Here is a 2,494-nt window from a genome sequence, read left to right on the forward strand (position 1 = left end):
TTTATCACGGACTACGATGCGTTTTTGGCTGAGGAGATTGCGGCGCGCGAACCGATATATCCGCCGTTTGCTAGACTTTTGCGAGTGATCGTTTCTGAAAAAAGCGAGCAGGCGGCAAAACAAAGGCTTGAGCTTTGCGTCGCCGAGCTTGAAAATTTACGCGCCGCCGAAAGCTCGCTCGAGATAGTTGGGCACGGCAAGTGCGCGATCGAAATTCTCGGCGGTAAATACCGTTTTGAGATTTTACTGCGCTGCATCTCTCACGCTCCGCTTATAAAAGCTGCTCGCATCTGCGCCGCGCACGGCTTTGACGTCGATATGGATCCGATAAATTTCTCGTAAATTTTGCTTTTGTCTGATTTTTATTTATAGCGGCTTAGATACGTTGCTGTAAACATTTTGCAAGGTTCGTAAAATCAAATTTCACATTCGGCTTGGTGTCAAAATTTCAGCTAAAACGAGCTCGTTTTGGTTTTGGCGGCTATTTGCGGATAAAGATATTATAAATTTAAAATCTTGCTTAAACCAAAACTAAAATGTAATTAAAGTTTCCATTTATGATAATGCTTATCTTTTTTAAGCCGAATTTTATATGATTTATATATAATCCCGTTATAATTTTATCTAGCTTTAAATATACAGTCTAATTAAAATTATAAAAATCACCCTAAAGGAACTTAATGCAAAAATTTTTACAAGCCTTAGCGGGCTCGCAAAAATATTTCGTAAACTACGTTAGCGTCGCGATTTTCATCGTGATGGCGTGGATAGGCGGACTCAAAGTCGTGCAATACGAGGCTGACGGTATTGTGCCGTTTGTAACCAACAGCCCGTTTTTTAGCTACATGTATAGCAAAAAAGATATCGTAGATAACGGCAAGGGCAAAATGGTCGCCGAGTACAACCTACACAAAAATCCGGAAGGCTTGGTCGTGCCTAAAAACATCGAGTGGCATAAACAAAACGGTACTTACGCGGTTTCGTACCTGATCGGCGCGATGATCTGCACTATCGGCACGCTCGTGCTGCTTGGCATTTGGTTCCCTAAACTAGGGCTTATCGGTGGGCTGCTGACGTTTGGTATGTCTATCGTAACGCTTAGCTTTTTGATAACGACGCCTGAGACTTGGGTGCCAAATCTAGGCAATCCAGCACTTGGCATCACTGAAAGCCCTAATCACGGATTTCCGTATCTATCGGGCGCTGGACGACTGGTGCTAAAAGATATAATAATGTCTGCTGCGGGACTAATCGTAGCCTCAAATGCGGCGCGCAGGCTTTTGGAGTGCTGCAAAAGCTGCTCGGCTAAGTAAAATTTGCAGATTTTAGCGAGCGGTAGGCCTAAATTTAGGTATCTCTCCGCTCGTGGCCGTTTTTCTCATCTCTACTTTTTACTATCTCGTTAGAAATTTACTTTACTTTTTTAATCTATATCAAATCAATTTTATCCGTTTGCTTGCTCGTTAAATTTAGCAAACCGTGTCCGCGTAAAATGCTGCTATAAGCGGAGATCAGGTAAAATGCAACCCTAAATTTAAAGGAGAAAATATGGCATTTTTCGATTTTTTCAAAAAAGGCGGCAAAAATAGCGCAAACGCCTCAAAGATCGGCAAGACCGCGCAGGAGCGCAAGGATATAAGCATCGAAATTTTAAAATCGCAAGGCGTGCCGTATACCCTCCATCTGCCGCTACGATACGAGACGGGCGAGGTCGCGCCGCGCGAAAAGGACGAGGTTATCGCCCGTGCGATCTGCTCGTTTGCCGCGATAATGTGCGCTTGTACGATCAGAGATAACGGCGAGCTAACGGACGAAGACAGGCAGGGCACGAAGGACTTTCTAGATAACCGCTTCGGATGTATAGACAAGCTAACGCGTATGGAGCGCCGCGTCATAGAGGGCGAAGCGAGCTACGACGAGGCCGTAAATATGGGCTGGAAATACGAGTCGCTGTGGGCGCTGATGTGGGCCATGGGGCTCGTGGAGGAGCTTAGCTTTCCGAGCGAGATCTGCGACTGCAAATTTGTGATGGATACCTTTATCGGCGGCGATTTTTCGGAGCGCGTAAAAATGCGGGGTGCGGATGAAATCCTGCAGGCGCTCGATCTCGTCTACCGTTACCACTGGGCGTGCGTCAATGGCCGAGTAAACGGCACTAAGAGCGCAGGGCTCGACGAAGAGGTCGTGATGGAGAGGCGCGGCGGGCTAGAGTGGCTGTGCTGCAAGGGGGCTGAGAACGATAATCTGACGGATGAGTATAATGCGTGGGATTATCCTGATCTGAACACTTAGCGGCGCCTCTTTTTCCTTTATACATCGTTGGAAATTTCGCCGAATTTCAGTCACGTATTATAATATACGCTCCTTCATTCGGCTCATTTCCGCCTCGTCTAAAGAAAAAATACTGCACCTTATCTTTGCGTGTTGTCTCGTGAGCGTCATTAAATGAGTTTGAAATTTTAAGTCCGCGATGACTATATATCTTATCTTGACT

The 2,494-nt window shown here is 45.8% G+C and carries 2 protein-coding genes and 1 pseudogene; all 3 read left to right on the top strand.

Translation table 11 applies throughout. From position 1 onward, the window contains the following. Positions 1 to 342, top strand: a pseudogene (locus Q0338_RS09315) (primosomal protein N'); the annotation flags it as partial. A 338-nt stretch (positions 343 to 680) separates the two neighbouring features. Next, complete coding sequence (locus tag Q0338_RS09320) at positions 681 to 1,313, top strand: DUF417 family protein (RefSeq protein ID WP_298086511.1); 633 nt, start codon at positions 681 to 683, stop codon at positions 1,311 to 1,313. Between the two features lie 235 nt (positions 1,314 to 1,548). Further along, entirely contained in the window at positions 1,549 to 2,292 is a 744-nt protein-coding gene (locus Q0338_RS09325; RefSeq protein WP_298086512.1) for a DUF4272 domain-containing protein, read from the top strand. Positions 2,293 to 2,494 lie beyond the last annotated feature (202 nt).

Source organism: uncultured Campylobacter sp., from assembly GCF_938018145.1.
Classification (GTDB): domain Bacteria; phylum Campylobacterota; class Campylobacteria; order Campylobacterales; family Campylobacteraceae; genus Campylobacter_A.

Bases quoted from the DNA above. Each gene is read 5' to 3' on its own strand.
- Q0338_RS09320 (WP_298086511.1), top strand. From the start codon at position 681: ATGCAAAAATTTTTACAAGCCTTAGCGGGCTCGCAAAAATATTTCGTA.
- Q0338_RS09325 (WP_298086512.1), top strand. From the start codon at position 1,549: ATGGCATTTTTCGATTTTTTCAAAAAAGGCGGCAAAAATAGCGCAAAC.